At 57.5% G+C, this 7,403-nt stretch carries 8 protein-coding genes; 2 read left to right on the forward strand and 6 right to left on the reverse strand.

Annotated features, from left to right (window positions below):
* Positions 1 to 349: 349 nt before the first annotated feature.
* From ACW81B_RS12155 to ACW81B_RS12175, 5 genes are all read right to left on the reverse strand, one after another.
* A complete protein-coding gene (locus ACW81B_RS12155) occupies positions 350 to 760 on the reverse strand; it encodes a hypothetical protein (protein WP_491580487.1) in 411 nt (136 codons plus the stop codon).
* A gap of 2 nt (positions 761 to 762) precedes the next feature.
* Positions 763 to 1,989 (reverse strand): DNA polymerase Y family protein, encoded by a 1,227-nt coding sequence (locus tag ACW81B_RS12160; protein WP_491580488.1) that lies wholly within the window; start codon positions 1,987 to 1,989, stop codon positions 763 to 765.
* A 129-nt stretch (positions 1,990 to 2,118) separates the two neighbouring features.
* Positions 2,119 to 2,676, reverse strand: coding sequence for a class II aldolase/adducin family protein (locus ACW81B_RS12165; protein ID WP_491580489.1), 558 nt, complete (start codon positions 2,674 to 2,676; stop codon positions 2,119 to 2,121).
* 28 nt (positions 2,677 to 2,704) lie between these two features.
* Entirely contained in the window at positions 2,705 to 4,627 is a 1,923-nt protein-coding gene (locus tag ACW81B_RS12170) for an ExeA family protein (RefSeq protein ID WP_491580490.1), read from the reverse strand.
* A 158-nt stretch (positions 4,628 to 4,785) separates the two neighbouring features.
* Entirely contained in the window at positions 4,786 to 5,382 is a 597-nt protein-coding gene (locus ACW81B_RS12175) for a hypothetical protein (protein ID WP_491580491.1), read from the reverse strand.
* An 89-nt stretch (positions 5,383 to 5,471) separates the two neighbouring features.
* On the opposite strand from ACW81B_RS12175, the gene ACW81B_RS12180 reads away from it, so the two are divergent.
* Together ACW81B_RS12180 and ACW81B_RS12185 are read left to right on the forward strand one after the other, a co-directional pair.
* Positions 5,472 to 6,536: an Sfum_1244 family protein gene (locus tag ACW81B_RS12180; protein WP_491580492.1), complete on the forward strand. Its 1,065-nt coding sequence runs from the start codon at positions 5,472 to 5,474 to the stop codon at positions 6,534 to 6,536.
* Positions 6,537 to 6,549: 13 nt separating this feature from the next.
* On the forward strand, positions 6,550 to 7,155 hold the full coding sequence (locus ACW81B_RS12185) for a 2OG-Fe(II) oxygenase (RefSeq protein ID WP_491580493.1): 606 nt from the start codon (positions 6,550 to 6,552) through the stop codon (positions 7,153 to 7,155).
* Positions 7,156 to 7,185: 30 nt separating this feature from the next.
* Here ACW81B_RS12185 and ACW81B_RS12190 read toward each other — a convergent pair.
* On the reverse strand, positions 7,186 to 7,403 hold a 218-nt coding region (locus ACW81B_RS12190; protein ID WP_491580494.1), incomplete at its 5' end, for an EAL domain-containing protein.

The following is a 7,403-nucleotide window of genomic DNA, read 5'->3' on the forward strand; positions in this document are numbered from 1 at the left end:
GAACACTATGAGCGCAGGGTCTATGTCGTTGTCGTGGAGCCGCAACTCCCGGATGCCCTGTATGAGCGCTGGCCAAGGATTTTCAGTGTCTGAGCCATTGGCGCCGTAACGGATAAAGGCATGCCGCTTCCGTTCCCGGGGAGCGGCATCTGATCAATGAGATCAATGTAGATCAATAGATCAATAGATCAATGGGGTCAGACTCGATTGATTCAAGGATCAATCGAGTCTGACCCCATAGATCACCATTGATCACCATTGATCTATTGATCTACATTGATCTCATTGATCAGATGCCGCTCCCCGGGAACGGGAGCGGCATGCCTTTATCCGTTACGGCGCCAATGGCTCAGACACTGAAAATCCTTGGCCAGCGCTCATACAGGGCATCCGGGAGTTGCGGCTCCACGACAACGACATAGACCCTGCGCTCATAGTGTTCCCGTGCAACCAGCCCCTGGATCCACTTCCCTTTTGGCAGCTCGAACCAGCGTTCACGCCCTTCCATATCCCGCTCCATGAAACGCTGTACGCAGAGTTTTACCGGTACAGGAAACCATTTATCCCAGCGCCCGGCATAAATACTGTCCAGTCGCGCACAACCACCAAACGGTAATGCACCCCGCTGGGTTTTTCGCCGGCCCCATGGCAACAGGCTGACATCACCACGCCGGGTTCTGACCGGCAAGGTGGCTTTCGGGCTGCTGAAGAACACCCGAAATGACTCATCCTGGTAGCTGTAATCGACGCCAAGGCACATGGCTAGACCGTTTTCCGGTGCCCGAAAGGTTTCCAGGCCGGCGCAATGACATTCGGCATGTCCGAGCGGTTCAGCAGGCGGGCCGGCGCCAGTGCAAATTCACCATAGCGTTCATTGACACAATCCATGACCTGGTTGAACGCGTCTGTTTTCCGTGTGTCCTGCCCGAACAGCGTCAACTGCCGCCCTTTCAGCTGTGGCCGGAGTGCTGTCACCTGGACCTGGAAGATGCCTTCTCCCTGCCAGCAGCTATCAAGCATCTCTTCGCACAGCGTCATGATGTGATGGCCATCCTGTGTGGGACAGGCTGCTTTCAGCGTGGCACCCGTCCACGCCTGCGCGGTACGCAAGCCGATACTGAACTCACCGGCCTCCATGCTGTGACGGCGAAGGCGCGCTGCGACTTTCTCACTCATGTGCAGAAACCAGGTATGGATGACGGCTTTGTCCCGGGTGTTCGGTGGTACAACCTTGCCGTGTCCGATAGATTTTGGAGCTGGTACCCGTGTGACGAGCTTCTCGGGATCACGCCCCTGGCACATGTACCACATACGACGCCCGGGGTTCCCGAAGCGCCGCGCCAGTTCACCGATTGGCAGGTTTTTCATATCACCGCAAGTGTGTACATTGCGTTCCGCCAGGAAACGGCCTGTGCCGGCACCGATACCACACAACTCCGTGACTGCTACCGGCGCCAGCCGCTCGCGCGCCTCCCAGGGCGGGATGATGGACAGACCATCCGGCTTGTTGAGTTTGGCCGCATACTTGGCCGTGGTTTTGTCCCCGCTCACTCCCACCGAACAGGGCAGGCCCGAAACCTTGTGTACTGTTTTCCTGATCAGGCGCCCGATGTGATCCGCACTCCCCCACAACTGCTGGCAGGCGGTAAGGTCCAGAAACGCCTCATCAACGGAGAACACCTCAACAAGCGGCGTGACATCCTCCAGTGCAGCCATAATACGGGTGGACACGGCCGCATAACGTTCGGGCCGCGCAGGCACCTGGATAAAGTCCGGGCAACGCTGCCGTGCCTCCTTTAATCGCATCCCGGTCTTGATGCCATAGGCGCGCGCCTCATAGGAACAGGTGATGATGCAGGTACCGGTACGGCCGTTTGTTATACCAACGGGGAGGCCTTGCCACTCCGGGTGGTCAGCCTGTTCGATGGAGGCAAAGAACGCATTCATATCGACCAGGGCAATCATGCGTGGCCAGGGCGTATTTTCCATGAGGCAACTTCTATACTGTATTTATATACAGTATCCTGCAAGCCGGGGAGGATTTCAACTATCAGGGAGCCTCTGATATGAGACGGCCCGGGGTGGTATGACGGTATGAGCGGGATTTTCCCGGTAAAATCAGAGCGTGCCGGCCTGCTTTGCGAGGAAACAGGTCTTTGCCGACAATTCGAATGAACAGGTCCATTTATAGGCCAGGTTGATGGATTCTGCGGCAGCATAAACACCGTGCCCGCGCACCACGACCACTTTGTGCTCTGCCAGCACATCCGAAACAGCATCGGCGGCCAGCTCGAGGTAGCGGTCGTAGGGAATACTTATGACAGGAATACGTTCGAAGTAGTACTGCCCTTCAAAATCCGGCGGAATAAAATCTTCCCCGTGCAGGGTCATCGCAACGCTGTAGGCACCGTGGCTGTGCAGCACCGCGCCAGCCTGCGGGTTCTTGCGATAGACCAGCGCATGCAGCATCGCATCCAGTGACGCACCTTCACCCGGGTCACCGTTAACCTGGCATTGAACCAGTCGGGCGGCTTCCAGCAGATCTGCACAGGCGCCTGTCGGGGTGATCCAGAAGTGGTCCCGGTCGCGCACCGAGGCATTGCCACTGTGGGAATCGTTATAGCCATACTGCCTGAGCCAGCGGTAATGGCGAATGAGATCCTGCTGAATGTCCATCGGGAGATTCTACCCCGATGCTCAATGTCTAGCGACAGGTGGAAAGAAAACGCGCGGTTGGGCCATTGCAGGGATTGGTTGCAAAGCCAACCGGCCCGGTTGCGCTGTCGGGGATTTCTTTCTCGGCGGCCAGCGCGGTAGTAGCTGCCGTCTCTGTCGGCTGGCTCGCCGTGGCTTTCACGACGGGGGCTTCGGTGAACAGCTCGTCATCCTCCTCTTCTGACCATTCGGGGGTATTGGCCCATGCAGCAGGGAAAGCACCGCCTGTGCTGCGAACGGGCCGGGAAACCGTAGCCGGCGCGGGACGTGGAACGTCCACCTGTACCTGCCTGGCTTTCTCCTCCGCACGTTGCTTCGCCAGACGCGCGGCTTCTTCACGCTTCGCCTTTTCCTGTCTCGCCTGCACCTGCTTCGCTTTTTCCGCAGCACGTTGCTGTGCCAGGCGTGCAGCCGCTTCACGCTTTGCCTTTTCACGCTTCAACTGCGCCTGCTTTGCTTCTTCCGCAGCACGCTGCTTCACCAGACGCGCGGCCTCCTCTTGCTTCGCCTTCTCACGCTTCAACTGCGCCTGTCTCGCTTCTTCCGCAGCACGCTGCTTCGCCAGACGTTCAGCTTCCTTACGCTTCACGTCTTCCTGGATACGTGCGGCCTCGCCAGACTGAACTGTCGCATCCGGAACGCTTTCAGGTACGGAGGTTTCCTGTTCAGTAGATACGGCGAGACTTTCCCATACCGGCATCCACTCCCCCCGGCTCAACCAGGCCGCCCCACCAACCATCACCGCCACACCAACAAACAACCACAGAGCACTGCGCTCACCTCGCGCGCCGCGGGACTGTTCTGCATTCACGACCAGCGTATGCAGGTCCGACGACACACTTTTTTCCGGGGCTTTGGCTGGTGTCGCAGCACTGCCATCATGCGCTGGCTTTACAGACAGTTCCGGAGGTGTTTCGTGTGGTCTGGCCACCGATGCAGCTACCGGCTCCGACCCGGTTGTTGCTTCAACTTCAACGGCGGGTTCCGGTTCTTCCACCGGCACAGATTCGGCTATATCGCCCTCCATTGCCGGCACGACAACCTCTTCGGCGGCAATCGGCCTGTCTTCTGCCGATGCGACCACGGTACGCTGCCGGGCAGCCTCCATGGTTTCACCCAGTTGTTGTTGCTGTGCCACGGCCTGCACCAGGTCGGCGCCAATGTGTTCACTGTGTTTGGCGTAACCGTAGACCAGGCTGAGGTCGCAAAGCCGGTTGATCACACGGGGAATGCCCTGGCTTAACGCAAAGATCTGCTGACAGGCGTCTTTTGTAAACAGGTCGGCAGCGCCACCGGCATGCACGACCCGGTGCTGGATGTAGAGGCAGGTCTCATCGGCATTCAAACCACTGAGAAAATAGTCAACACTGACACGTTGTGCAAACTGGGCCAGTGCCGGCATGCGCAGTTTTTCCCTCAGTTCACTCTGCCCGACCATGATGATCTGCAACACCAGGTCCTTCTCGGAATTGACGTTGGATAACATGCGCAATTCTTCCAGCGCATCCATTGACAGGTTCTGTGCCTCATCGATAATCAACAGGGTGCGCTTGCCGGCGGCATAACGCTGGATAACGAAGTCGACGAAACGCTTGTGCAATTCGATCCGGTCGCCGTCACCCGGCAATCCGTAGGCCGTCATGACCCACAGCATCAGTTCGCCAAACGAGGGATGCGTATTGGAAACCAGTCCGACCTGGATAGCGTTATCCAGCCGGTTGAGTAATTCGCGAATGAGGGTGGTTTTGCCCGCGCCGATCTCTCCACTGATAACGCAGAAACCGGACTGGTTGAAGATCGCCAGCTCCAGCGTATCGAGTGCAGCACGATGCTTCTCGCCAGGAAACAGGAAATCCGGATCGGGCAACAGGGAAAACGGGCGCTCGGAAAACCCGTAGAACTGCTCGTACATACCACTCACCCCCCAACAGGATCCTGTGGAAGCCCTGACGAATTAACCAGACCTTCCCCGCTATTTAGCGTGTTTTTTGTGTCCGTACGCCCCCCAGGCGCACAGGCACTGCGTACCAGAAACGGCCACGGGCGGCAGCAAACAGGCCTCCTTCCGGTCTATTCGCCCTCGCCGACCTGCGCCGCCGGGGCTGCTTCGGCGGCACCGGTCTCAAACAGGTCCTTGAGACCTTTTTTCAGCGTTTTCAACATCTCCGGGACTTCAATCTCCATGACCTGGTCGCTGATCCACTTGCGATCCTTTTCCCCCATGGTATTGGTCACGCATTCACCCAGGTAGCGCTTGAACGCATAGCCCGGCTCGCCGCCGTCGAAGCTGAACTCTGCATAGTCGGCCATCCGCTGATTCAGGATTTCGATAAAGCCCGGCCGGAAATCCTGGCCACGGCCTTCTGCATCGACCCGGTTGTCGTGATAGGTATCTGCCATTTTCAGCGCCAGGGCAACAATGAATTTCTGCCGCTGTTGTTCGTCGAGATCACCGTGCACCAGCCGGTCGGTTACGTGGATCAGGAATGCGCTCAACTCCTGCAACACATCCAGACGCTGCATCTGCGTGTCGGTCTGGAAGCCTTCATTTTCCAGATTGAGCAGCGCTTGCCCGGCAATACGCCATTCGATAAACGCCAGCGCCCCGGCATTCTCCTCGATGGTTCGCGCTCTTCCCTTGTTGTTCCAACGACTTCGAATACGCACTTAAAGTACTCCACTATCATGCTGGCGGATCAGATTACATCATGCTAGCATCAAAAACCATAGTAGTTTACTCAGGTATTTCCCCGCGCATGCAAACCCGGCAAACAGCCCTGTCTCCCCGTCTGCAAACCGTGCAATCCGCGATTCAGCACAACTGCCACATTGCGGACGCACGCTTCGCCAGCGACTACACCCTGTGCGTCTACTTGCTGAAAATGCGCGAATATTACCGCTGGGAACATCGGCTGTCCTACGGCGCCAATATTTCCAGTGATGATGTCGGTGACTGGCTGAGCGCACGCGAGGATTTATGGGAAACGCTGGAAGGCGAGGATTTCCAGCCGGTGATCATCGATGGCCAGGCATTCGACCCTTTCGATGCCGATGCGATCAACAACGTGTTACGCGTCGACCAGCTGGTATACAGCGCAGGCTACGGCAGCAACACCCGGCCCCTGTTCATGCTGGCGCGCCTGGAACGCACACTCGACCGCAGCGGCAACTCCGTCTATATCGCCGCGCAGGAATATGCGCGGGACCTGATCGCGCCACCGGCCATGTCGCTGGACGGAAAAATGTTCATCCGTCAGGAATCGCTGCGCCGCATGCTCTGGGAGCGCTACGAGGAATGGCGCTGGAACCGCCCGAACAACGCCATGGCGCGTGCGCTGGCCAGTTATGACTTTGATGACGATCTTGATGCTGCACTGGACAATATGACCCGGCAGGAAACCGAGGTGTTGATCCTGCACGAAATCGGTGAAATCGAGGCCGGAAAACAGCTTGGTGAAAACTGGGAAGACATGCTCGTGAGTTTCCCGCGCTCACGCGTTGAACTGATGGCCCGCGCAGTACGTGACCATCTTGCCGATGCCCTGTCGACACTACCCGCGCTGCTGGCGCAGGAGCAAGCCGCTTCACTGCATTTTTATTTCGGCAATCTTTCGGGTATGCGCAAGCATATCTACCCGGCCCTGTTACAGGCCTATGAACATTGGGTAGAATGCGGAGATCGCAGCGAACTGCAGCACCAGGTGGAAACCGGCCGGCAACACTGGCTGCAGGTCGCGAACGAACTCATGCAACTCCACGAAGGCCACGTCAGAAAGGCCTGGACAGATATGGAAACGCTCATCGAGCAGAAAACGCTTTAGGATATTTCACACAATGGCGCAAACCCGACTGGCAACCCCGCTGCGTACAATCGTGGAGGTTCAGCCCAATACCTTTATTTTTGAAAAACACGGCGCGCTCTCGCCCGAGTTGTGCCAGGCCGCCATCGAACGCTTTGAAGCCCATACGGATGAGCAGTACGAAGGTCGTATTGGCCAGCTGGCAGAAAAAGATCGCAGCATCAAGAAATCCACCGACCTGGTGGTCAGCGGAAAACCGCACTGGAAGGACATCGACCAGGCGCTGTTCCGTTCCATGGGCCAGGCGATACTCGAATTCCGCGAGAGTTACCCCTATTTCAAGGGGTCGTTCAAGGATATGGGTTACGCCATCCAGCGCACCCTGCCGGGTGAACACTATCACTGGCATATCGATGGCGGCAGCCACGAGTTCAGCCAGCGTCAGCTGGTGGCGGTATGGTACCTCAACGACGTAGAAGGCCCCGGCGGCGAAACCGAGTTTTTGTTCCAGGATATCAGGATCAAACCCGAACAGGGCAAACTGGTGCTGTTCCCGCCCTTCTGGACGCACGAACACCGTGGCGTCACCCTGCAGAAAGGCGTCAAGTACATTGCCACGACGTGGGTGGTCTTCGCCTGAACGTGGCGGATGTCGAATCTGTAGATATGTCTAGGCGACGCGCCCCGAGGCTTTCTTGCTCAGCAACCAGTCCTGTAACTCACCGAGTGGCAGCGCATCACAAATATAACGGCCCTGCGCATAATCACAGCCCAGTTCACCGAGCCGATGCAATACCTCGGCGTCCTCGACCCCTTCTGCAACAATATCCAGCCCCAGACTATGGGCCAGCTGTATGGTGGCGATAATGATAGCCTCGTCATTCTCAT

This window comes from Thiogranum sp. (assembly GCF_058323355.1).

What these genes read in the sequence shown, in the direction of transcription:
- ACW81B_RS12155 (WP_491580487.1), bottom strand. Translation starts at nt 760, where the DNA reads ATGTGCCTTGGCGTCGATTACAGCTACCAGGATGAGTCATTTCGGGTG.
- ACW81B_RS12185 (WP_491580493.1), top strand. Translation starts at nt 6,550, where the DNA reads ATGGCGCAAACCCGACTGGCAACCCCGCTGCGTACAATCGTGGAGGTT.
- ACW81B_RS12170 (WP_491580490.1), bottom strand. Translation starts at nt 4,627, where the DNA reads ATGTACGAGCAGTTCTACGGGTTTTCCGAGCGCCCGTTTTCCCTGTTG.
- ACW81B_RS12165 (WP_491580489.1), bottom strand. Translation starts at nt 2,676, where the DNA reads ATGGACATTCAGCAGGATCTCATTCGCCATTACCGCTGGCTCAGGCAG.
- ACW81B_RS12160 (WP_491580488.1), bottom strand. Translation starts at nt 1,989, where the DNA reads ATGGAAAATACGCCCTGGCCACGCATGATTGCCCTGGTCGATATGAAT.
- ACW81B_RS12180 (WP_491580492.1), top strand. Translation starts at nt 5,472, where the DNA reads ATGCAAACCCGGCAAACAGCCCTGTCTCCCCGTCTGCAAACCGTGCAA.